Raw genomic sequence first — 23,966 nt, 5'->3', positions numbered from 1 at the left:
CCACGTCTGGTCTTGGCAATTGCCGGCTGAACCGCCACGCGCGCCAGGAAAACACCAGATAAGTTTGTAGCCGGTTACGCAGGCTAGCTCGCAGATTGCGTGGCGCTGGCAATCGATGCACCCGGACAGACCCGCCCGAGGGATACTGACATTCTTCCGGCGCTTCGTCTTGTTCGTTATAGACGTTGAAGTCGCACGCGATCACGTCAACCTGGTGACCCTCTCTTCCAAGCTGGTCAACCAAGGCTCGCGGTTGGCCAGGTCCAGGGGCGTTCGGGCCGGTGAAGAACTGATAAAAGTAGACCAGACGCATGAGATCAACGATCCACCGATGAATTTTGTGCCCGCTGGCGCAATCCGCGGCCAAAACGATAAGCCATACGCCGTGGCGACAGTAGCGTTTGGACCACTTCTATCGTGTAGCAGAGCGTAGGGCCAGGGTCGGAAAGGCGCTCTACGTAGTAGGTCTGATTACGATCGAAAAAACGGAAGAAACCGGGGTCTGCCCGCCAGCGCTCCCGCGAACCCAGAAACCACAAAATATCTCCGACCAAGAAGCGCGCATAGCGCCCTTCGATCCAATCGGGCTCTTCTGGCACCTTGCCATGCCGGATCAAGTTGTACATGAGCCAGGGAAAATCGGCGCCAGCGAAAATATTCACCGAGAGCGATTCCGGAAATCTGGGATTGCACTCCATCAACTTCGCTTCGCCGTCGCGTGGGTCGACGATGAAATCGAAGTCGGCAAACCCATACCAATCCATCTGATCGACCAGCCGGCGCACCGAATCCTCGATCCCAGCATGATGCTCCGACACGATTAAAGTGCTCGAGCCACCAGAAACAGGGTAATAGCGCAGCTTGCGGCAGACAAACAGCGCGTGTTGCTTTCCGTTCCGGTCAACGACGACATCTGCCTTGTACTGGGCGCCACCGGACGGAACATACTCCTGTAGATGGCACGGCCCCCAACGCGCCTCAACCTCACGCAACGTAGTCTGGAGGTCTTCTGGTCGCTCCACCAGCGTGATGCCACGTGCCCCTTCGCTGACGTTGGGCTTGACCAACAAAGGATAGCTCACCTGTCTTGCAATCTCTTCAAGGGGGTGGTCTTCCGGGAACCACGTTGCGGGACAGGCAACACCAGCAGAAATCGCAGCGCGAATGGTCATACTCTTGTCCCTAGCAATTCGAAAAGATTCCTTACCCGGTATCGCAATCACCTCATTTACACAGTCATGACTATCCAGTGTATGGGAATGCTCCAGCCACGCGCTAATCTCATAGTCGCACACGAGGAGAATGGCATGGAAATGATAACGTTGTTGCAGTTCAACAAGTGCTTTACAAAAGGCCCTACCATCCTCTCTAGGGTCAGGTAGCGTGTGAGTCTGCGAGCCCTTGCGGCTCCAACGGGCAATGGCTAACCGAGAATGCGCCGACACATGCACCGTGATGCCTCGATCGGCTAGTGCCCTGACGCAGGCAAGAGCTGACTTGTTTTCGCCAGCTGTCACCAACACCTTGCTTTTATTTTCCATGAGAATACTCAATTATGCCATTGGTCAACATATTAGCCCGGCAATCAAACAAATCAATTTGCTTCGTTTTTAATCTTTAAAAAATCAGTAATTTACAGCAAGCGATACAGATATGAATGGTTGCCGGGTTAATAATGCGAGGCGGGGGGGGGGGAGGTTATTCATGATAATGTAATCCGAGTTTCACCATATGCAGGAATAGTCACTATGCGCATCAGCTTACATCCGCCTTGTAACTCGATTACTAGCGGAAGGGCTACCAGTTCACGAGCTCCATCATTGCGCACTATCACACTACTGGTATCCTTGTAAATCGTAATGCATCGAGTCTTGTCGCTAAGCACATCTCGCCAGTAGCGACCGATACTCGTCAACGTGCCACACCAGACATCGCCTTCGGTGTCCGCCAGTACATGGCGCAGCAGTTCACCGGTCAGGTTATAACAAGCATTACCCTGGTACATCAGCAGGTGATGATGTGCCAGGAAGGTCATGGCACGGCGGTTGCGCCGGGCAAAGGCTAGCCAGAATTTCAGCTGGGCTACGTGTGCCGCAGTTGCTGGATCCTTAGGAAGCACACGCGTGATCTCAACCAGTCGCTCACAACCCTTTGGGTGATGCTCGCGTGGAAAGAAAAGTAACTTATGAAGCTTTTTAGTATCGGTGTCGTTGCTCACCTCAATTCCCGCTGCTTCCACCGCTCGGGCCGTATCGCTGTCCCAGTAGTCACTGGGAATTGTGAAACTTGAAGGCCGCACACCGATGGTCTCTTCCATCACCTCGGCGCACTTGAGCATGTTATCGCGCTGCTCTTCGAAGGAACTGCACGGATACTGTTTCATCCAGTCGTATTTCCCATCACCCGGACAGGCGTGTGACTTCCAATCATTGCCGGCTGCGGCGGCAGCATGAGTCTTGTAGTGCAAATATTGGTGATTGCCGATCTCGGCCGAAAAGGGTCGGTTGTTTGCGGTCGGAAATTCCTGCTCCGATCGAGTATCCACTTCCTGTTTCAAGAACTCTATGAATTCTGGAATATCCTCGGATTTTCTGTCCCAGCCAAAGTGCTCGCAAAAGGCGCGGTGTTCTCCTTCTACGAGGCTGAGTCGCGCCGACAACATCACGGTAGTGGGAAAATAGTAGCGCGCAGCCAGCCCCAGCGCCTTTCGCAAGCCTTCGGTGGACTGAAAGGTAGCTGGATCTTGGAGGTCGTGATCACCGCGCCAGCAAAAAGCGGCACTGGAACCCCACTTCCAGCGATTGATGTTGGCCGATGCAATGGAAATTGAATCTGCGGCTGGAATGCAATCTAAATTTAGCGTGCGTTCCCAGTTGAAATCGGCGTGGACCGCACGAACCTTGACGTTGACCTGCCTAGTAGATGCCGCTACGGCTTCGAGCTCGAAGGGAATCTCGATCAGCCCGCCCGGCGCTGGAGCCGAATTGACGGCGGCTAGATCGGCATGAACAATTACAGACTCTGTTCCCGACTCGATCAATACATCCATACCCACCTGTGGATGCACTGCCGTCGGGTTGAGGATGAACAGGCTGAATCTCTGGCGAAGGCCAACTGGCCAAGCACCCAGCCGATAGCTGCTCGCCCCTCTTTCCAAGACAGGACCTTGGATCCGCAAGATCAAACGCGGCACGGGAAACGGCGCCCTAGACAGCCCCGAATGCTGTTGTGCCGGCACATCGGCCCTCCAGCATAGATCCGTGTAAAGTGCCCAAGCCCAGGCCAGCCCGGCGGCCACCGCCATGACCACAGCAAACCCTGCGTTCCAACCTAGCCACAGACTCCCGACGCCGATCAACAAATAGCTCGCGTCCTGGAGCGGCCGTGCAATGCCGAGGCGCTTTTCGATGGTCTCGTAAACCACGCTGGGATAGTAGAATAGCCAACCCAACCGAGTCGGGGCGAGGAAGTAGCACTTGTCCAGCAAGAAGCCAAGCATGGCAAAGCCACCCAGTACAGTCAGCGCTGTCAGCACCACGGACATCACGATTGAACGACCCGACAGATGGCCTGCTGGCCTGGCGCCAAGTGGGAAAATGTCACTAACGGGGCTTCGTCACGCACCGACGCGATCGTGGCTGCTTCACTGATCAGGCATTGCCCAGGCGCCAGACCATGTGCCATCAACACCAGGTCATCGATAGGCTCGCCAGCCGTCACAATCCATAAGGTTTTGCCGCATTCGTCAATCTTGCGCTCGATCCGCACTCCAGCACGCGCGCGCCACCACTTGGCAATATCAGCACCTGTCGTCACCCACGCACCCTCTTCAGCCAGCCAGGACAGCAGGTCCGCATAGGTCTGCTCCCACTCGATGTACTCTTCCTCATTGAAGAAATTGTTATGCCATAGCAACGTGGCCAAGCCTCCAGTGTCGCGTACTTGCTCCAAAACCTTAAGGGACGCTTCCATTGCCCCCTGGTAGTCAAGATTCTGGTATCGAAACAAGGTGGTATCCATGATGCTTAGCGGTTGCTGAATGAAATCACGCCCGTCTCGGGCCTTGAGCCCCGGAACTGCAAAGGGGAAGCAGAAGCCGCCTGGAGACCCGAGCCGGGCCGGGTGCCCGAAAGTAGAGTCATAGATCAGTCCGCCAGTAGCCTGAACACGCCAGCTCTCCGGCACATCCAGGGTAAGATAGTGGTTGCGCGAGCCGAGCGGGGCGCAGCCGTAGAGTTGTCGAAACCGCGATACCTTGGCATCCCACCAAGCAGGGTTGACGTGCTCATAGGCACTGCCATGAATACCTAACTCGCAGCCTTCCGAAAGCAGGAATTCGCTTATGCGCCTGAACACCGGATCCTCCCAATTGAATCGGCCACCCAAGCGACCCCAGTACTTGTCTTCCAACAGGAAAAACGTTGAACGCCATCCGTGTTTGCCTTCGATACGACGGATCGATTCGAACTGTCCGAACGGGTCTCGTGGCCGAAAAGCAGGACGCAGAATCCGACGGATGCATTGTCTGGGGTGGGCGCGCTCCCCACTGGTAATGTGGCGACGCAGGTGATTGATATCACCTAGCCAGCGGAAAAGCTCGCGGTCGTGAATTTGGTCAATATCATGCGAAAGCTGCGTTGCAAACCGACGCCCGGCTGGCCAGCGTGCTAGCTGCAGAATTGGCTGCTCCATCTGTCTTGCCGACTCTGAAACAGTCTGTTCCCAGCAGAGAAAGCGAAAGGCCAGCGACACATTGGGCTCGGGCGCATCCCGTTTCAAGACACGCCTGAAAGAAATTTAACGGGAGCCGTGCTGCGCCTCGATTTCCAGGATCGTTTTCACATCATTCCCTATAGGCCTCGGGCGCATCAGGTCACGCAAGATTCGCGTTGTTGCAAGCCGGATATTCCCCTGCTCGCCCTGAGTCGCAACCCTGCGTATATTATATGACTCACATCCGTGAGAATGCGGAACATCTCGCGCACGGCCGTGGATCTGATCGAGATCGCGAAAGAGAAAAAGGGCGAAGGAGGGATTCTGCGGCCAATGAATGTAATCCCTACTCATCGCTCGAGGGTATCCTTGCGCCGCGCCACGAACAGGAGATTGAAAGGCATCAGAACTGCCAGAGGAATCGATTTAGTCTCAATAATCTCAAACCACCGAGTGGCATCTTTAAGGAAGTGATAGGCGTCAAAACCAACCTGCCTTCCTTGGTCATACTGGCTGACGTCTGTCCAACCCGAGAACGCATGACGCAGCGCCATGCCGAAATTCATTCCGTCGAGCCCGAATCCGGTTACACCTCGAGCAACGAATTTCATCAGTGCTGGATAGCCAATCTCGATCGGTACCGAGCAAACCAATACCCCCCCTGGCCGCAGCACGCGATGAATCTCCGCGATCGCATCAAGCCGCCTCTCGGGTATCAGATGGAGCGTCTCAAACGAGACCACTACGTCGAAGGATGCATCAGGCAAACCCAGATCCCGCGCGTCTGCGGTAATGACTTCTTCCCCGGGGTGGGCCGCCTGAAATTCCAGCGTGTGGTTTTCGTAGTAATTAATGCTGACCACACGCTCAACCAAAGGCTTCCAAAACGGAAGCCCAATGCCATCTGCGGCCCCAATATCCAAGAGATCTCGCCGCATTCCCTCTGCGGCATGCCGGCTAATGGCATCCGAAGCCGCCCGAAAGCGAGCAAATCGCTGCCAGGATACGAAACGCCCTCCTTTTAGGATGCGTTCACTGTAGGTCATTTTCTGATTCATCGGCATCATCCACGCAGGCGCGCTCCCATAAAGTTCAATATCCGCCTCGCCCTTTGATCGACGTCGAATTCCCTCGAGCGCCTCACTGCTGCATCCGCCATAGCCTTCCGACGCTGTGGATCATCTCTAAGGCTCATGATCGCCCCCCGAAGTGCCGAGACGTCCCACGGGTCAATCCGGATCGACATCGTCTCGTCCAGGACATCATCATTGAATTCACCAATTGAACTGATGATCGGTAATCCACAGGCCATCGCCTCGATCAGTGCATTGCACGAGCCTTCGATAACTGTGGGAAGGGCGAAGACATCGCATGCAGAAAGCAGGTCTGGTAGCTGATTGTGTGGGACACGCCCACAAAACGCAGTGTTCGATGCTTGGGGCGGAACCGGTCCGGAGCCAGCAAACACCCCTGCCACCCCCTCCAACCCATCAATCGCCTGTCCCACGCGAACGATTCCCTTTTTCTCAAGAAAGTTACCCACTGCCCCCACCAAAAACTGGTCTTTGGGAAGTCCAAACCGCTCTCGTGCTATAGCGCGATCGCGCGGATAAAAGCTATTGAGGTCTGTTCCGTTAGGAAACACTTCGATTAGGGCCGAAGAGAGGTAAAGTTCAGAGACCAAGATTCTCTTCAACGCCGTTGAGTTTGCAATAAATGCTGTAGCTTTTGGCAAGAAACGACGGGCGTGCTCCCAGCCGAATTGCCTGACCGTCCACATCTCTCCCTCTCCGACACCTGGGAAAGCATCGATACCCAACTCCTCACCAACCCTGATCGCCGCAGCTCCCGACAGGTAAAGAAAATGTCCATAAATAGCGTCAGGCTTCAGTCCCTCATGACTAATCACCCTTCGAACGGCGGCCGTAAACCGATTCAGTGTCACAAACGAAGGGCTCAACCGGCCCATGAAAGCAAAACCCTCTCGAGCCGACACTGAAATGTAACGTGGCCGAAAAACCTCAACCACAATTCCGTTGCCTACATCCAGCGTCTCGCGTTCGTGAAAGCGCACCTGCCGTATCGCCTCGTGGATCGGAACTGGGTGAATGACAGAACATCGCACACCCTGCCTAGCGACTGCGTGTACCAGTTGCTGCACAAACGTCCCATTCGTCGGTGCCCAGGGTGCGGGATAGTTTGAGCAAACGATGACCAGATGCCGGACTGGGTGAGTGGATATCAGATTCATGGACTGAGCACTCTCTCATAGAGATCCACCAGCTTCCCGGCATGCTTGTCCCAATTGTATTCGGTCTCGAAAAGTTCCCTTCCCTTCCTACCTAACCGTAACCTAAGCGCTTCATCATAAAATAGTTCTGAGATTTTTTGAGCGATCGCTTCAGGGTCATCCGGCGTCACAACCAATCCACATCCAGCGTCCGCGACGAAAGCTCTCAATCCTGGAAAATCCGAACATAGAACTGGAATTCTCGCCGCCATATACTCGATAACCTTAACCGCATTCTCTCCGGGATAATAGAGAAAGCCAGCCAGCGGCTGATATAGTGCAAGTCCGACGTGGGCATGCGTATAAAATTCATGTAATCGCGTCCATGGTATCCGCCCATGAAGAATCACACGCGGCTCTGCACGCAACGCATCTAACAGTTCCTGATCACGGCCGGTACCGATCACATGCAAACGTAACTCAGGCATCGGCAATTGTTTCAGAGCATCCAACGCCATACCCAAACCGCGTTCCCGGGTAACTCCCCCAACGTAAATCAGGTTGAATGTTTCTGTTACCTCCGGATCTGCCGGAGCCGTGAAGTCCAGACGAGGATAATTGCCCAGAATCACCGGGTGACAATGCCCGAACTTATTCGCCAGATGGCGATCGGCTACGATAACCCCGTCGAACGCCCTAGCCGCATTTCGCTCGAACCACCACCAGAACGAAGGGAACCATCCGACAAGCCATGGCTTCCGTCGCAAGCGGTCCTGGAGGCTTGCTTGATAGTCGTCGTGAACGTCATAGATCACCCGTCGCCCGAAAAGCTTCAGCAATAGCCCAGGGGGGATCAGATCTGGGTCATGAATTTGGAAGAGATCCACTCGACTCCTCATCGCCCACCAAAGGATTGGTAGGAACGCGGTCCATCGCCGCCATTTCGAACCTCTTTTGGGCATTTTTGGGCATGGAACCAAGGTCACCCCATGCTGAGTTGACCCTTTTTCATGCGGGACAACAAAAGAACTCCTGTACCCGCAATCCAAGGCCGTGCGAGCCATCCGATGTAGAATGCGTTCGTCTTCGGGATTATGGCCACTCGCAAGCTGGCACACCCAGGGAACCCGCGCTTCTTTCTTTTTCGCGGAGGCCTTGGTCTTCGCTCGCGAGATTTGCTCTTTCACTGTGAACACCCCAAAAATATTGCTCCTTAGCCCTGACCACTGCTGCCGGGTATAGCACCGCGCATAATGTGTTGCTTCCCGGATTCCGAAGGGCCGCCATGCATACCTAGACCACAACGTTCTTAGACTTCGGAATTCGAATCGAAAGGCACGATAGAACGAATACAACGGGTTGACCCAATAACGGTACTGCTTTTCCCTCTCTGAAGGCGCAAGCAATGGCCATCCCAAGTAGTTGCTCACCAGAGCGCAACCGGAAACAGCTTCGATGAGTCCATGCTGCAACCAGAACCGAGGGTTCAATTCCGTCACCTTGAACTCTCTGGATTGGTCATCGAACACGAATTCCATTTCGAAGGGTCCTTCGTAGGCCATGGCCTTCAGGATCGCCTCGGCCTGTTCCATCAGCTCTGCAAGGGGCGAAATGCGCTCGACGAGATCACCGCCACCCGTCCCCGGCGGGTATTGCAGAACCTTACGAGTGCAGAAAAGGTGCCGAGAGTCAGGCCCGAACCAACCGCACACCGACACATTGTCTTCGTTGCGTATACTCAGCAGTTCCTGAAAGCTCAGATCGGCTTGCCCGAGCCCTCGGGAGCCGTAATCCTTGAGGACAGAGTGAAAGCCATCGCGCCCCCGAACGACTCGGACGCGTTCCCGTTGCGCCACCCCGTACCACGACATTCGGGGCCGCACGATGAATTCGTTCCCGAAGGCCGCAAAGGGATCCTCGTCGCCAGCAATCGTCCGCGGGACTTTCGCCAATCCGCGTTGCTCGATGAAGCGACAGAAACGGTAACGGTCCAGGATGTCTGTGAGGTGCGTGGCTGAACCCAGAAAACAGTGCAGAGGAGACTCTGGGTGAGTTTTGGTCCAAGCCTTGAAGGCGGGGTGGTAACGCTCGTCGGTGAAAAAGACCGCGACCCGACCAGAATCTCCGTATCGCGCCTCGATGAGCGCCGGCAATTCTTCCGGTTCATTAATCGCGACCGCCCACTGTTCTACCCCGCGGTTATTAATACCAGCGAAACCCGGGGGCTCAGAGGCATCACGGAGCAGTACTAGATTCCCCGCATATCCCAGCCGACTTAAATTCTGGATAATGGTGTGTGCATTGATCCCAGCACCGCACACCACAGCCTTCGAGAAGGATGCAACTGTCATCGTTGGCCTCGGGCTTCCAGCATCTGCAAAACCACTTGGACGCGTGCATTAGCGCAGGCATTGCGCGCAAAATCCCCCTCCTCAAACACCCAACTTGCATTGGTCACGTTCCGCACAAAACGACCACGCTTCCCGTTCACTCGAGCCTGATCTACCGCCACACTAGCTCCAAACACGGTTTGCAGCTCGTTCACCAGCAACCGTCCATCACTCGTCTCGAACACATCGACATCCATGCTTAAGAATCCGCCGGCCTCCGTTACCTTCTCCAGTAGGTCAAGGTGGCGATCCTCCGGTGGTGTCCAGTCCACCCGTCCCGAGCCGCTGTGGAAACTCCCCCGCCGCCCTTTGCGATGCCCAAAGAACAATTCGCCGATTCGAACGAGCCGCCATTCATCGACGTCCTCTAGATATTCTTGGATAAGTACGGCACCCCGTTCCGCCATGAACCTGTGCCGCCGTCTTGGCACCAAGCCACTCGAGAACGCCCTGGCAACGATTCGCTGCAATTCACTCCGCGACCGAACGATCCAGACCCCGCTGCTAGCGGCGCCCAGTCGCGTCTTCACCACCACTGGAAGCGTCACATTGGCAGCAAAGTCCCGCGCTTCCACCTCATGGTAAAACAGCGCGGTTTCAGGGTGTGGGACGCCTTTGGCATCCATCCAGTCACGCTGCCGGCATTTATCCTCGAACAGCCAGGTTTCGCGATATGTCGGAAACACCAACAGGCCAAGATCCTGCTCCATGATTCGCAGGCGATTGTCATAGGCATCTCGCCAAGCCTGCGTATTCGCTGATGGCCATGCCAGAAAAGCGTCGCACCCCGCATGTCCAATGGCATCCAACCAGTCGTTCCGGGAAATGTCCAGCAACCGATATGAGATTCCCATCTCGCGGCAGGCAGCGATATAGTGTTTGTGATACTGAAACACCTCTTCCAATATTCCGAGTCGCACCCGACACCCCGGCACGTCATAGTGCCTGGGTTCATCAACGAATGGATTCGCTCGCAGACGGCGCAGCCGATCACGCTCCAACATCGGAACGTAACGTCGCATCCACGCGCCCAACGACGCAGGAACAAGACGGCTCATCGGTTTATCCCGACAAATGGTGACTGAACGCAGACACTGTCACTTAGTGATTCCCCCCGGCTAGGAATAAGACCTTGCCAAATCGGCGTAACCGACGAGTGACGGCGAGACCAAAACAACTTCCGTCTTCCATCTGTAGGATTCATATTATTACCATCGAATTCGGTCTCGGAAATGCAAAAGGACTAACCCCAAGTAGAGCGTTGCAGGACGCTGACTATTGTGCAACAGGGCAAGATGAAAACGGTCGTCAGGGAGAATTTCTAATAACACCTCTTCGATATCTTGAAACAGCGGTGCTATTTTCTTCAGCTTACCAAACGCCTCCACCGCATGATATTGGACGCCTTGCGACCGTCTTCGAATTCGGTTAATTGCCATCCTGTCCGGCACAATCGCTCTGAGATGATTACGCAGGTGGTACTGCAGGTTCGTTGTGCGTGGAACATAGCCGTCGTTATAGACAATATCGCCCAATTTAGGCATGAGCCGCTTGATCAATGCGGCTTCGTATTCCCCACCAAGACCGATATGCGGAGTCGCAGCCAACCCACCCGCGATCACGGCTTTTTCAGTAAAGGGTGCGTTCACGTAGACGAGCTGATTGTGCGCATTCAGAATATTTGCATCACTGTCTGGAACTCTTATTTCCGAATAGAACCGACGAAGGTCCGTTAGAGAAACGGCGCCTTCGAATTGAATTCCGAGACGTTGACTCACCGTTTCGCAGATACTCTGCCGTATCACCTTGTAGTGCTCTCGATCCCGCAGAAGTGCGGGTCCAAAAGGAAAGAATACGTGCCGCTCCATCCAATCATGAACGTCCACCTTTCCATTTCGAGTGCCCGTATGATTTCGGAAGATTTCCCCCCCAAGCCCATTAAAGAAGACTGAATGGCCTGAAAATACACGACGGTAGTATTTCTGCGTGAAGGTCTCCTGCAGCGCGCCACGCTGCCGTGAGCTGCAACCGTCAAAAAAATGCAAGCAATCATCAGCGACAGCTTCAACCTCTTCTCGATCAAGTTCCTCGAGGCGCTTGCTACTGTATTTTTCTGGCACCAACCCCATAGCCATCCCAATTTTGTCCACGACACCATGTTCTTTTGTGTGCACACCCATGGTGTTGTGCGTAAAGAGAGATATGCTCAACCCGCCTCTTATTGAAGCTGCCAGCAACAGCCTGCTGTCGTAGCCAGCGGAAACACCAAGAAGACCCGCGCCATCGCTGGCCGCCTGTTCCGCTTCCATCAACCTGGAGCCAAGCAGCTCCGCGTTCTCGTCCAGTGACTCCGCAAGTGAACTTGATCCCCGCTCCGGCATCGTTACCTGTTCGGGGCGCCGAATTGCCACACCGCGTGTCGCACCAGCAGAACCCGGGATGCGGCCCGGCTCGCACCGAACCACCTGCTTGAACAGCGTCTCTGATCCGAAAATCTCCCCCGTAGCAATTTTCTGCCCAAGGGCGACTTGGTTCAATTCAAGCTTGCCGGGACACGCCCATGCGGTCGCCAAAAACGAAGACGCGAAGAAATCGCCGGAGTCAAGCCCGTAGATCCGCAGAATACCCAAGCTGTCCTGGTGAAGCGTGATACCCAAGGCGTCACTGACTAGAACTACGTAGTGACCACGCATCTGGCCTAGAACTTTACCCACAGAAGCTGGTGATTCGAGAAGACGCTTGCGCGTTTCCGTGTAGCTCAAGCCTGGCAACAAAGGGCTGCCGAAAACAGCTACGGTGCCCCCATCCACAGAGGTCCGGACGTTTTCTTCGCAACAAAGCGTTTTGCAAGCCGCTGCTAATCGCCAACACCCAAGCTCTATGGTTGCACCCAGATGAAGACTCTTCCGGGAGAATGCATCTCTAGCCGCCTCCACATGACCGGAAAAGTCCCTCCTGTATAGAATAAACCCAGCCATTCACTGTTTCTCACGACATAGCGTTTCGCGATAATGAATCAGAACATCTCGGTGCGCTTCTGCCCGAATCAAGTTTAGTATTTCCGCGGCTCTTTTAGTGCTTATTGCGGGCTTCATATAAGGGAAACGTCGGACTATTCTTCGAAGCCAGTGGCTCCCAATCATAACCTCCGAAAACTTCGTTCCACCCAGTGTTTCGACAATAGTGGACCATTCCCTACGGTAAGCTTCCTCGTCTCGAATTATTGTGTTTAGACGCCGAAACTCCCCGAGTGCACTTGCTCGCTCCCTACCCTTCATCGGTAGATGCATACTGCTCTCTTCGTCCAAGCGTCCCAAGGGCACAATTTCATATCCCAATCTACCCGCAGGAGTCGTGCAATCGATTTCTATAGCATAGGATGGAAGTGGGGATCGTCTCACCGAAGGGTTTCCTGTGATCGCAAGAAAGTCGCCCTGGCCGTAACAGACTCCACCCAGACTTGTAATCTTCTATCGGCCCTCCCATATGCGAGTGCTGACAGATGACAGCATCTGCCCCAGCTTCGACCAGAAACTGGCATCGGGTTCGCTGATTCGGCGAAGGAAATGGCACGTACTCCACACCAGCATAAAACAGTACAATAACTCTTTGGGCACCGCCCTCCCAGGCAGCTCGTATGGCTCGTAAGCTATCTCGCTCGTTGTAGACCGCTACTCCTACCTTACCTTTTCGTGGGGCGCCAAATTCATTCTGCGCCATTCCAATGAGGGCAAGTCGCACATTCCCGACCTCAATGTGCAAGGGTTGCATTCCTTCAATCACTGAACTGCCGGCACCAAAGAATTCGATCTTAGCTCTAGCTAAGTGTGCTAAAGTTTATTCAACATCGGCACTACCGAAATCAATCATGTGGTTATTGGCTAAGGTTACTGCTTCAAGGCCTAGCGATTGAAGCCCATTTACCAAACGACTCGGAGCGAGCCGGCTTTTACCAGTCTTGTGGATCGTGGGCAGACCATCACCGAAGACTCCCTCTAGGTTACCTACCACATAGGCACCCATTTTCCATGGAATCCGCGCCCCAGGCACTGGGAGCAGCGTCGGATTTACATCGCCTACAACCACAAGATTAAGGACTTTTTATAATACATCCAGACTAACCAATGATTTTAATAAACTTACTCTGAATTGCCTCTCGACACCAAATAGAGCGGCATAAGCAATCCCAGAACCCCTGCTACCACCAATTGTGCAGCGTTCATTTATTATCAAACCTTTTGAACAACTGCTAAGCTCAGAACCTGATGAGACGCTTGACCAGCACAATACTCTGGGGTCAATCTGAACCCCAGTAACTCCCTAAGCACCGACGCTCTGTGCGAGTAAGGGGAAAACTCCATTGCAGCCAAAATAAGCGCCACACAACATCCTAAGGTGCCCTTCGCCAATCTACGGGGTATAACTGTAGTCCTTTCCGATCGACTAAGCTTTGCTGTAGCGCTGATTGCGCCAGCCAATCCCTCCTGACCCGCATCGCCAAAGAATTAAAGACAATAAATGCGAACATTGTATGCGGAGCATAATATTGATGTGATCCTAAACCGAGGATCATAAATCCGAGCAGAAACGCGAGATATACGGCACCAACACTTTGCGTTACTTTTTCACGATAGAGACGCAACGCGAGGCGCAGCGTAAGAAAAAGAATCAAAGTCCATAGGACAAGTCCGACCACGCCCATAGAAACCAAAAGGTCAACAAATACATTATGCGGGTTTCTCCCATAAATCGTGGAATCCTGGATAACGGTCACACCAAGGCCAAATGGAAAATGGCTTAGTCCTGCGGAGAGCGACAAAAAAATAATCTGACTTCTTGCCTCAACTCCTCGCCCAAACAGTTCCTCCTCGAATCGGTCGCGCAGGATGAAATTGCTTTCCAGAAAGCTCAAGCCTATCACCCCAAGTTCCATAAATATCCAGCCCGCGATACTTCCAAACACAATAACCAAGATCAAATTTTGTAAATGGCGTCGTAGAACGAGCGCTAAAATCAGCGCTAATACGATCGCGGCAGCAATGGCTGTTTTACGCGAACCTGAAAATATCATCATGAGTATAAAGAAGCCGAAAATAATCCAGATCAGCGTTACAGGAATCCGCCCCCATCTATTCAATGCCAATAGAAAGAGAGCACCCAGCGCTCCGTAAAGCATCTGAAAGCCAAACGAATTTGGGTTTCCTAATGCTCCAGCAATTCTCTGCTCGGCCATCCCCATCTCTGTGAAGTCCCCGGATACCAGCCCGTAGGATCCTTGCGCCAAAAACGCGACCAGGAAAATCGCTACCGCAAACGAGATTGACCTCACGTTCATGATAATTCTGTGGCTCGCATACCACAGCACCGCAATCCCAAGCATCGTATAGGCACCCGACAAAGCAAGATCGGGCCGCGGTGAAATTGGGACTATGACTACGGCCCAGATTACGAGGGAGACATATAGGAGCCAGGCCTGATTCTTCCAGTAAACACTTTTCTCCAACAAAACCACTACTGCTAGCGCTAACGCAATGGAGCCATACTGACCAATAACTAGCAGATCTGGTAGCCGGCTTACAAATAGGAACCCGCCGGTCAGAATCAGCCACGATATCTGATAAATCCAGCTTACTGGAATCTCGGCCCGAAACCGGGAATTCGGCATTCTGCTAACCATTCTGTTTCCCCACCTGAAGAGCAGTTACTGTCTTGGGCGGCGGGATAAACGATATCGTCTTACCGTAATCCGGATCAGCTGTTGCGCGATATCGAATAACGAGGCTGAAGATTTCGTTGCCTTATCGTAAAGAAGGTCGTACCTTTCTTGAACCGAACGTATATCAAAGTGCTTTCGCGCGAACTCTTCAACTTCACTTGCAACGTTCCGCATTAACACCGGGCTCTCTAACATATCCGCAACCCGTTTTATCTCAGCATCCTTAGACAAATCCCCAAGGTCTGTCCGGTCAGAAAAATTATATTTAAGAAAATGGTGCAACCTTTCTGGAGAGGCAAGTACCGGCACGTCCAACCCACGGATGGGTGCCAAGACCGGGATTCCCTCCATCGCTGCCTCCATTGCACCGCGGCCCGTTCCTACAATGATATCACCAAGACGAATCAGCCGTGCTGCATTAGTAGTATATTTTTCTTCCGTGATCAGGGTCGCATTATCTACCTTCAACGCTTTGGCTTTTTCATAGCACTCAAGATGATCAACATTCCCAATAATGACAACGTGCACGTTAACACCCATATTTTTCAGCATTGCCCCCAACTTAATGGTGCCGAGGATACTTCGGGAGTGATGAGTTCCGAAACGCGCAATACGCAAGATGACCTTGTCGCAACTTGGCAACCTATCTCGAATATTCTCAATCGCAGAATGATCCTGGGTTACCTTTGCCACCCTATTTGGTATTAGGTAGAGGCCTGCATCATTTACACACCGTTGCGTCAGGCCTTTTTTGTTTTCTTCGCTGAAAAGAATCAAATTATCAAAGCGGGGGAAATACCCTTTCGGGGTCGGCCCGCCACACAGAGTAAACATCAAGCGGGAGCCAGTTAAGATACTGACGACCCGCGCATACCAATATGCTTCGACGTCGAACGCATGGATGATTTCGATATTCTCTTGCGTTACTATATCTTTCACTTTCCGAATCAGGCGGACGCTAGGTAGCTCGCCTTCTATATGACGATAATATGGGAGGCCATTTAGCGCCTTGGACGGCCTGGGTCCAATGCTTGCCGCTAACACATGGTGGCGTTCCGCCATTAAGCCGGCAGTCGCTTTGAGGCTATATTGATGACCTCCGCCACCATGGTTGGTGACTGAAATTAGATAGAGTATTCGCATCATTTTAAGGGACTTTTATTTTCTGGGCTCCGGCAACGAAGAAATCATTCCTTTCTTTCGAGGTCTGCAGTTTCGATGCTGATCAGGTTGTTCGGAGAAACGGGGAAACTTGTGACCTGTAGTACTAGGCAGGCCTTGGAATGGAAGTATCCCCCAAGTCTTTCTACCCAGAGCATTTCGAAGCGCTTATGACCGCTAGCGGGCGAACCGACTGTCAGCCGTCAAGGAGTTTGCTTCGACTGCACAACTTGGTCGGCAGGCATGATCACACCCTCAGTGGTCACATAGCAGGCCTCGGCTTCCATCTGATGGCCTGTGGCTCTTTTGACTTCGACGCTAATTCGCGCAATCAATTGAAGAACGTCTCGCGCTAGAGCGCTTCCGCTGTTGACGATGAAGTTTGCGTGCTGGCACGAAACGAGTGCGCCACCGACCCGCAATCCTTTGAATCCGAGCCGTTCGATCGCTGCTCCGGGCGGGCCAATGTCGGCATACATAGCTGGGTTGCTTTTAAAGACAGAGCCGCAGTTGGGCTCCTTGCGAGGAAACTTATGGCGGCGGTCCGCGAGGATCTGCAGCATTTGCCGACGAATCGCGGAACGTTCACCCTGCGCGAAACGCAAGGAAACGGCCGTAATGATCTCGCCATTGCTTTGATATACCGATTGGCGATACGCGAACTCGCAGTCCGCACCCGCCCGATGGATATCGCGACCTGCCACATCGACGCTATATATTTTCAGGACGTTGGTACCGATTCCCTTGCGCTGACTACCCCCGTTCATACAGACCAATCCGCCGAGCGTACCCGGGATACCGCAGGTGTGTTCGGCGCCGGTTAGGCCAGCGTGCATGAGTCGTCGCGCGAATCCTGGAACCCACACCCCGGCCTCGGCGGTGACTTCCGTACCCCGCACCGACATGTGCGCCATCCGGGGGCCGATCTGGATGCACGGCACGTGCAAGCCTTCATCTGCGAACAGCAGGTTGCTGGTCATGCCAATGACCACGTGGTGGATCGCACGTTCGTGAAACCAGCGACGCAGCGCCGCCACCTGGTTACCGGAACTCGGCTGGAGGATCAGGTCCGCCCGACCGCCGATTCGCCATCGACTGATTCGGGCAAGATCCACGTCGCGAAACACGCCGCCCGGACAAATCTCCGAAAGCACCCTGTGGTCGGCATCGGTCAGTCGTTCCATTCGACGGACGCCCCCAGGTTCCGCAACTTGTCCGCAAAGCCAACATAGCCGCGGCTGATCTGCCACGCGTCGGTGATGACGGTCTCGCCTTCTGCGATCAACCCGCAGAGCGCAAGCGCGGCACCGGCACGCAGGTCAAGCGCACGAACCGTCGCGCCGTTGAGTCTGCCTCCAGAACCCTGGATCTTCAGCATATCGCCCGCCACCTCGTATAGCAGACCCATGCGGGACATCTCCCCCGCGTAGCCGTAACGGCCCGGAAACCGCAGATCAATGATTCGCGACTCGCCCCGCGCCTTTGCGGCCCATGCGGCCAGGATGGGCTGGACGTCGGAATTGATCCCCGGGTGGGGTCCGGTGCTGATCTCTATTGGATAACAGGCACCGCCCCGTACGATCAGGGAGTCGTCTCCGGGATACAGACGGGCTCCTGCTGCCCGAAGATGCGCCAACACCACCTCGAGGTCACGATACGGAAAATCCCGGATTTCGACGTCACCATCGGTGATCACGGCCGCCGCCAGCCAGGTGATCGCCTCCATGTTATCGGCCATCACGCGGTGCTCGGCACCCGCCAAATCTTCCACCCCGGTCACCTCGACGTGCTCCTGCCCGAATACGCGGATCTTCGCTCCCATGCGTCTCAGGAGTGCGATCAGATCAAGGATTTCCGGGCGAATATGCGGGTTCCAAATCCGGGTAACCCCACAGGCCAAAGTCGCTGAGAGAATGGCATTCTCTGTTGCACCCGTGGAGCGGATCGGCAGGTGGATGTCGGTGCCCACGAGACCACCCTTCGGTGCCTCTGCCAAGAGCATCTCATCCTCTTCCCATACCCGCGCCCCTAGCCGTTCGAGCAGCATGACGTGTAGATCGTGACTCCGATCACCAAGCTTGCAACCGCCCGGAAGAGGTACCGCGCCCGCTCCAAAGCGCGTCGTCAATGCGCCCAGGATGAGGAGCGTGTTGCGGATCGAACGCGCTTCCCATTCAAGTCGCGTTCGCAGCGTATCTTGCTCCGAGATGGTAATGCCATCCTCACCCCGCGACTTACAAACCTTTCCGAGGCGCCGGAGCATGTCGACGTGAATTTGGGCGTCGAGCAGCGACGCGGGGTAATTTCGCAAGGTGACTCGGCCAGACGTAAGGAGACTTGCCGCCAGTAATCTCAGCGCAGAATTCTTTGCCCCAGCGATGGACACATGGCCGTAGAGACGCGATTGCCCGGCAACTTTCAAAGTACCCGCGTTTTCACTCATTTTTTTTGATTATGCCAAGTGCCCAAAACACCGTCACCATGTAATGCAAGGACAAAAGCACGGCGTAGGCTGTGATTGCAAGAACGGGAGACCAATCCAAGTACCCGGCGGCAGCGAACAGCATGAGAACAAGAATGACCCGTTGCACATTCAGAACCAACAGGCTTCTTTGTCGCTCGAAGATGTAAAACAGGTGAGCGACAGGTGTTTGTATAAACTGGAAAAATAGATAAATAGCCAGAATCGAGGCGAAGACCCCAGCTAGCTCCCAATTTCCCCCGAATACTATCCTAAACAGTTCCGGACCAAAGACGAGTAGGATTATCGTCGGTACCGCAGCGAAGAACGCAAGGCGTTTGAGCACGGCGATGGTAAGCTGCCGAATCTCCTCACCTCTGCGGCGGCCAATGTTCGCAGCCTCCGCATAGAACGCTTTGGCTGTCGTTTGCCCTAGGAGGCCGAGTGGAAGCCCAATGGCCGCCATAGCCAGGCCGAACTGGCCCGTGGTTTCAGCATCATAAAGCGTGGCAATAAAGAGAACCGGTGCCTGGGCAGAGAAGACGAGCAGGACTTGGGATGGTAACCGATAAATTGGAAACCCCCGATGACGGACCGCAACGCGCTCCAAACGGGAACGGCGAACATGCCGCCAGTTCGCTCGGAACTCAGCCCAAAAGTGCCTCAGAAGCGTCCCGATCCCACCGCTCTTAGCCACTACCTGGCCGATCAGCAACCCGATCGGCCAGGCACCAAAAAAACCGAACGAAACCTTCACCAACGCGCCTGCGGCACTTTGAGTAACGTTCGTGTAGGCAATGACCTTGTAAGCCCGGCGCCTCGTGGCCCAGAGCGACAGCATCTCGTAGGTTCCAGAGCCAATCAGGCCGAGGACGATCAACCACCACCAGGGTGCGAGGACCTCCATCGACATCAACGCGAGCATGGGCTCCGCAAAAAACGCGAGTCCGATCGCGAGCAGTGTTCCGGTGACCAGCATCAGCCCGGCAGAGAGCACCATCAAGTTCATTGCAAGGCCATCGTGCCGGGGTAGCGGTACCGCCAGGATGTAGCGGAGTGTCAGCAGTGGCGCCATCAACGCAATCAAGGCGGTAAATACCGCCATCACGCCGAAGTCCTCGGGCGTGTAGAGGCGCGTGAGGATCGGAATCGAAGCGATGCCAATTACGCGCGCGAGTCCGCTGCCCAAGGCGAGGGTAGCCATACCGCGGAAGACGGCGGCGGTGTCGCGGTTGCCGAGGAAGCGAGTGGTTAAGGTGGAGAGTTTCAAAGTGCAAGGCACACAGGTTTAAGCCCGAGGTTGTCTAGTCATATTGTGGTCGCTCTGCTTCCGGATCCGTTTGCCCGAGCAGACACGATATCCGAAGAAGCTTGTCGCCCCGATGCATGACTCAGCTCAAGAATGAGGTCACGGAAGAGCATAGATATCAGGAATACGGAGTGCGCTCCGTTTGTGCAAGGGTCGCCTCTGGCTTCGCGGGATTCCTTAAGCTCTTGTGGACTATCGACAGCAATACTCCAAGGATCTCAATTTACACGCCTCTTCCACTGTTCCCACGATCCGCATCTGCTCCCCCTCCCCCAGCATGGGATGCATCGGCAGGCTGATCACCCGTTGACTGATGCGTTCAGAGACCGGCAGGCCCTGTGCCGGGCAGCGGGCCTGGCCCGTGGTGAAGGCGGGCTGGTGATGGAGGGGTACGGGATAGTGGACGGCGGTGGGGGTGCCCCGGGCCTTGAGGGCTTCCTGCACCGCTTCCCGGTGTTCCACCTGGAGGGTGTACTGGGCGAACACGCTGGTGTTGTGGGGGGCGATATGTGGGACGACGACGCGGTCTCCCAGCCGCTCCTGAAACAGCCTGTTGTAGCGCTCACCCAGTCGGGCGCGGGCTTCCACTTCCTGGGGGAACCGGTCCAGCTTGGCCAGTACGATGGCGGCTTGCAGGGTGTCCATGCGGCCATTGAGGCCGATGCGGGGGTGGTGATAGCGCCGGTCCTGGCCGTGGACGCGGATCTCGCGCATGGCTTTGGCCAGGTGATCGTCATGGGTGAACAGGGCACCGCCGTCGCCGTAGCCCCCCAGGGGTTTGCTGGGGAAGAAGCTGGTGGAGCCGATGGTGGACAGCCCGCAGGAGCGGCGGCCCTTGTAGGTGGCGCCAAAGGATTGGGCGCCGTCCTCGATCACCGGCAGGCCGTGTTTTTCGGCGATGGCGTTGATGGCGTCGAGGTCGGCGCACTGGCCATACAGGCTCACGGGCATGATGGCCCGGGTGTTGGGCGTGATGGCGGCTTCGATCTGGTCGGGGTCGATGTTGTAGGTGCGTGGGTCGATGTCCACGAACACGGGGGTGGCGCCCAGCAGGGCGATCATCTCGCCGGTGGCGATGAAGGTGAACGGGGTGGTGATCACTTCGTCGCCGGGGCCGATCCCCAGGGCCATCATGGCGATCAGCAGGGTGTCGGTGCCGCTGCTGGCAGTGATGCAGTGGGGCACGCCCACGTAGTCGGCCAGGCGGTCTTCCAGTTCACGGACTTCGGGGCCCATGATGTATTGGCCGTGACGCAGCACGGACTCGATGCGCCTTTCCAGTTCAGGGCGGATGCGGCGCTGCTGGGCGGCCAGGTCGATGAAGGCCAGGGGGCTAGCGTCGGCCTCGGGAGTCTTTCGGAGTCGGGCCAGTGCCTCCTTGGGCGCGATGGCCTCGCATTCTCCCAGCGTGTCGAAGGTGTCGGCGAGGGTGACAATGGCCACCTGGGCCCCATGCAGGCTGCGGGCGCTGATGGCGATCTGTGCGTCTTCGACATCCCGGGCCTCGAGATACAGGCTGTGTTGCTCAAACCCCGGTACAGTGCTGATGTTGACGCTTTTCAGCAATTGGGCCATCAGTTGCCGAACGATGTCTCGGGCCTGCTCGGGCTGGGCGCCGAGGGTTTTAAGGCGTCTTCGCGTCACGTACTCCAGCGTTGGGAGTGAGCTGGCGCAGAGCCACAGGGTGACATGTCCTTCCTGTGCCTGATCGAGCAGTTGGGTGGTGGTGTTCGTATCGATCTCAGGATCCAGCCACATGTCGATGATGACGCTGACATCAAGGATGTAATGCCACTCAGCCACGACGCTTTTCCTCCCAGGCCTCTGCGCGGAGTTCCCGGCGTTCTTCCTTGCTCAATGAGGTGTTCTGCGGCGATTGCAATAGATCGCGGATGGGGGCCTGGATGGCCTTGAGCTCTTCGATGAAGCCGGAAGGGGTGGCCTGCGGGGCCTTTGGGGGTTGTGGCATCGATTCGATCTCTTCATCGGGGATGTCGATGCGGACTCGGATATCGTGTGGTTTCAGGCGCACCGGGGTGGTGAAGTGGATACGCCCTGCGCGGTAGATGGCGTCAAGTTGCATGGTTCGTTCTCGTGTTTCATGCGCGGCTGAGGGTGGTGCCCCGGAGGGTGTAGCACGTACCGGTGGCAGGACACTCTGCGGTGGCTTCGCCTTGCAGCGGCAGGTCGAGTTGTTCGCCGTGTTCGCTCATCCAGCCGATCTGCCGGGCGGGTACGCCCACCATGAGGGCGTAGGGTTTCACGTCCTTGTTGATCACGGCGCCGGCGCCGATGAAGGCGTGTTCGCCGATGGTGACCCCGCACACGATGGTGCAGTTGGCCCCAAGGGTGGCGCCGCGCCTGACCCGCGTGGGGCGGTATTCGTCTTTGCGGGGGACGGCCGAGCGTGGGTTGTAGACGTTGGTGAACACCATGCTGGGGCCGCAGAACACGTCGTCTTCCAGGGTGACGTCGTCGTAGACGGAGACGTTGTTCTGGATCTTGACGTTGTTGCCGATGACCACGCGGTTGCCCACGAAGACGTTCTGCCCCAGGGAGCAGGCCTGACCGATGACGGCCCCGCCGCAGACGTGGACCCAGTGCCAGATGCGGGTGCCGGGGCCGATGCGTGCGCCTTCGTCGATGATGGCGGTGGGGTGAATGGTGATGTCGTGCATGATCCGCCCGGGAGTGGGGTGTCTTGTTCGAGGGCCGGTGTGCCCTGCCCTTTCAGTACTCTAGCGGCAGGGAGACTGTCTTGCCATCGCGGGCCGAGAGGTAGGCGGCGATGAGCACTTCCAGTGATTTGAGGCCTTCGCGTCCATCGGTTTCGGGTTTTGCGTCGCCGCGAAGGCTGTCGATGACGTTCTTGTAGTAGAGCGGATGCCCGAAGCCGTAGACCGAGGTGGTTTCGTAGTTGGCGTTTTTGATCTGCTCGTCGTAGTCCCGGGGTTCGTCGAAGTCCCAGAGCTGGATGTCGTTGACGGCGACGCCGCCGACACGGACCGAGCCTTTTTCACCCAGGATGGTGATGGAGCCTTCGAGGTTTTTGGGATAGGTGAGCATGGTCACGCTCATGGAGCCCAGGGCGCCGTTGCGCCAGCGCACGTTGAGCACGCCGGTGTCTTCCACTTCGATGTCGCGGGTGGTGCTGACCATGGCCTGGACCTTGTCCACCGGGCCGATGAGCCAGTCGAGCAGGTCCACATAGTGGCTGGCCTGGTTCATGAAGGCGCCGCCGTCGAACTCCCAGGTGCCACGCCATTTGTGCTGGTCGTAGTAGGACTGGGGTCGTGCCCAGAAGACGTTGAGGTGGACCATGTGGATGCGACCGAAGCGTTTTTCCATCACGGCGCGCTTGAGCAGTTGCAGGGTGGCGTTGCGGCGGTTCTGCTTGACCACGAAGAGATAGACCCCGGCCTCGTCACAGGCCTTGACCATGCGCACGCCGTCCTGCCAGCGGGTGGCCATGGGTTTTTCGGTCATGACGTTCACGCCGTGCCGGGCGGCGAGGATGGTTTGTTCCGGGTGCAGTCCGCTGGGGCTGCAGAGGGCGACCAGGTCGGGTTTTTCTTCGGTGAGCAGGTCTTGCATGCGGGCATACCCGGGCACCTGGTGGGTTTCCTGGTGGGCCTTGAGGGTTTGCGGGGCGGTGTCGCAGACCGCGCAGAGTTCCATGTCTTCGGTGTGTTCCTGAATGGCACCGAAGTGGTTTTTGGAAATACGTCCGCAGCCGATGACGGCGATACGGATTTTGCGGTTCTTGATGATGGGGAACATGGGTCTTCCCTGTGGGGTGGGAGGTTGCTTCAGCGCCCTGGCTTGCGCGGTTGAGCGGGTTCGCGTGGCTCGGTTTTCACGTCTTCCCCCAGCTCTTTTTTCAACACCTCGATCTCCCGCTGAATCGCCTCGCATTCCTTTTGCTTTCGCGCCAGGAAGGCGCGGGTGATGTGCAGCTTTTCCGTGAGGCCCTTGGGGGTGAGCAG

At 55.7% G+C, this 23,966-nt stretch carries 18 protein-coding genes and 1 pseudogene; all 19 read right to left on the bottom strand.

Annotated elements, in window-relative coordinates; translation table 11 throughout:
• Positions 1-313, bottom strand: a 313-nt coding sequence (locus LQ952_RS10830; RefSeq protein WP_238622656.1) for a glycosyltransferase, incomplete at its 3' end; no start/stop codon positions are given.
• A 4-nt stretch (positions 314-317) separates the two neighbouring features.
• Positions 318-1,541, bottom strand: a complete 1,224-nt coding sequence (locus LQ952_RS10825) for a carboxylate--amine ligase (RefSeq protein WP_238622655.1) — start codon at positions 1,539-1,541, stop codon at positions 318-320.
• A gap of 161 nt (positions 1,542-1,702) precedes the next feature.
• Positions 1,703-3,544 (bottom strand): polysaccharide deacetylase family protein, encoded by a 1,842-nt coding sequence (locus LQ952_RS10820; RefSeq protein ID WP_238622654.1) that lies wholly within the window; start codon positions 3,542-3,544, stop codon positions 1,703-1,705.
• Positions 3,544-4,752, bottom strand: a complete 1,209-nt coding sequence (locus LQ952_RS10815; RefSeq protein ID WP_238622653.1) for a polysaccharide deacetylase family protein — start codon at positions 4,750-4,752, stop codon at positions 3,544-3,546. The genes LQ952_RS10820 and LQ952_RS10815 overlap by 1 nt, the downstream gene beginning before the upstream one ends.
• Positions 4,753-5,063: 311 nt before the next feature.
• Positions 5,064-5,771 carry a class I SAM-dependent methyltransferase gene (locus LQ952_RS10810; protein WP_200177146.1) on the bottom strand — a complete coding sequence of 236 codons (708 nt, stop codon included), beginning with the start codon at positions 5,769-5,771 and terminating at the stop codon, positions 5,064-5,066.
• Between the two features lie 5 nt (positions 5,772-5,776).
• Positions 5,777-6,964 (bottom strand): glycosyltransferase, encoded by a 1,188-nt coding sequence (locus tag LQ952_RS10805; RefSeq protein WP_200177145.1) that lies wholly within the window; start codon positions 6,962-6,964, stop codon positions 5,777-5,779.
• Positions 6,961-9,294: a glycosyltransferase family 4 protein gene (locus LQ952_RS10800; protein WP_200177144.1), complete on the bottom strand. Its 2,334-nt coding sequence runs from the start codon at positions 9,292-9,294 to the stop codon at positions 6,961-6,963. Before LQ952_RS10800 ends, LQ952_RS10805 begins: the two co-directional genes overlap by 4 nt.
• Positions 9,291-10,391: an ATP-grasp domain-containing protein gene (locus LQ952_RS10795; RefSeq protein ID WP_200177143.1), complete on the bottom strand. Its 1,101-nt coding sequence runs from the start codon at positions 10,389-10,391 to the stop codon at positions 9,291-9,293. Before LQ952_RS10795 ends, LQ952_RS10800 begins: the two co-directional genes overlap by 4 nt.
• A 150-nt stretch (positions 10,392-10,541) precedes the next feature.
• Positions 10,542-12,095: a hypothetical protein gene (locus LQ952_RS10790; protein ID WP_200177142.1), complete on the bottom strand. Its 1,554-nt coding sequence runs from the start codon at positions 12,093-12,095 to the stop codon at positions 10,542-10,544.
• Positions 12,096-12,672: 577 nt separating this feature from the next.
• Positions 12,673-13,356 (bottom strand): annotated as a pseudogene (locus LQ952_RS16050) (CapA family protein).
• 367 nt (positions 13,357-13,723) lie between these two features.
• Positions 13,724-15,010 carry an O-antigen ligase family protein gene (locus LQ952_RS10785; RefSeq protein ID WP_238622652.1) on the bottom strand — a complete coding sequence of 429 codons (1,287 nt, stop codon included), beginning with the start codon at positions 15,008-15,010 and terminating at the stop codon, positions 13,724-13,726.
• Positions 15,011-15,034: 24 nt separating this feature from the next.
• Positions 15,035-16,195 (bottom strand): glycosyltransferase family 4 protein, encoded by a 1,161-nt coding sequence (locus LQ952_RS10780; RefSeq protein WP_200177139.1) that lies wholly within the window; start codon positions 16,193-16,195, stop codon positions 15,035-15,037.
• A gap of 218 nt (positions 16,196-16,413) precedes the next feature.
• Complete coding sequence (gene murB, locus LQ952_RS10775; RefSeq protein ID WP_238622651.1) at positions 16,414-17,394, bottom strand: UDP-N-acetylmuramate dehydrogenase; 981 nt, start codon at positions 17,392-17,394, stop codon at positions 16,414-16,416.
• Positions 17,382-18,653, bottom strand: a complete 1,272-nt coding sequence (locus LQ952_RS10770; protein WP_200177137.1) for a UDP-N-acetylglucosamine 1-carboxyvinyltransferase — start codon at positions 18,651-18,653, stop codon at positions 17,382-17,384. Before LQ952_RS10770 ends, murB begins: the two co-directional genes overlap by 13 nt.
• A complete protein-coding gene (locus tag LQ952_RS10765; protein WP_238622650.1) occupies positions 18,646-19,941 on the bottom strand; it encodes a lipopolysaccharide biosynthesis protein in 1,296 nt (431 codons plus the stop codon). The genes LQ952_RS10770 and LQ952_RS10765 overlap by 8 nt, the downstream gene beginning before the upstream one ends.
• Before the next feature lie 231 nt (positions 19,942-20,172).
• On the bottom strand, positions 20,173-21,783 hold the full coding sequence (locus LQ952_RS10760; RefSeq protein WP_347402072.1) for an aminotransferase class I/II-fold pyridoxal phosphate-dependent enzyme: 1,611 nt from the start codon (positions 21,781-21,783) through the stop codon (positions 20,173-20,175).
• Positions 21,776-22,063 (bottom strand): hypothetical protein, encoded by a 288-nt coding sequence (locus LQ952_RS10755; RefSeq protein WP_200177134.1) that lies wholly within the window; start codon positions 22,061-22,063, stop codon positions 21,776-21,778. The genes LQ952_RS10760 and LQ952_RS10755 overlap by 8 nt, the downstream gene beginning before the upstream one ends.
• A 16-nt stretch (positions 22,064-22,079) precedes the next feature.
• Positions 22,080-22,658 carry an acyltransferase gene (locus LQ952_RS10750; protein WP_200177133.1) on the bottom strand — a complete coding sequence of 193 codons (579 nt, stop codon included), beginning with the start codon at positions 22,656-22,658 and terminating at the stop codon, positions 22,080-22,082.
• A 52-nt stretch (positions 22,659-22,710) separates the two neighbouring features.
• Entirely contained in the window at positions 22,711-23,760 is a 1,050-nt protein-coding gene (locus tag LQ952_RS10745; protein WP_238622649.1) for a Gfo/Idh/MocA family protein, read from the bottom strand.
• Between the last annotated feature and the right edge of the window lie 206 nt (positions 23,761-23,966).

This window comes from Ectothiorhodospira lacustris, assembly GCF_022227785.1.
Classification (GTDB): Bacteria; Pseudomonadota; Gammaproteobacteria; order Ectothiorhodospirales; family Ectothiorhodospiraceae; genus Ectothiorhodospira; species Ectothiorhodospira lacustris.
Note: the sequence above shows the minus strand (reverse complement) of the source record. Positions and strands in the feature narration are given on the sequence as shown.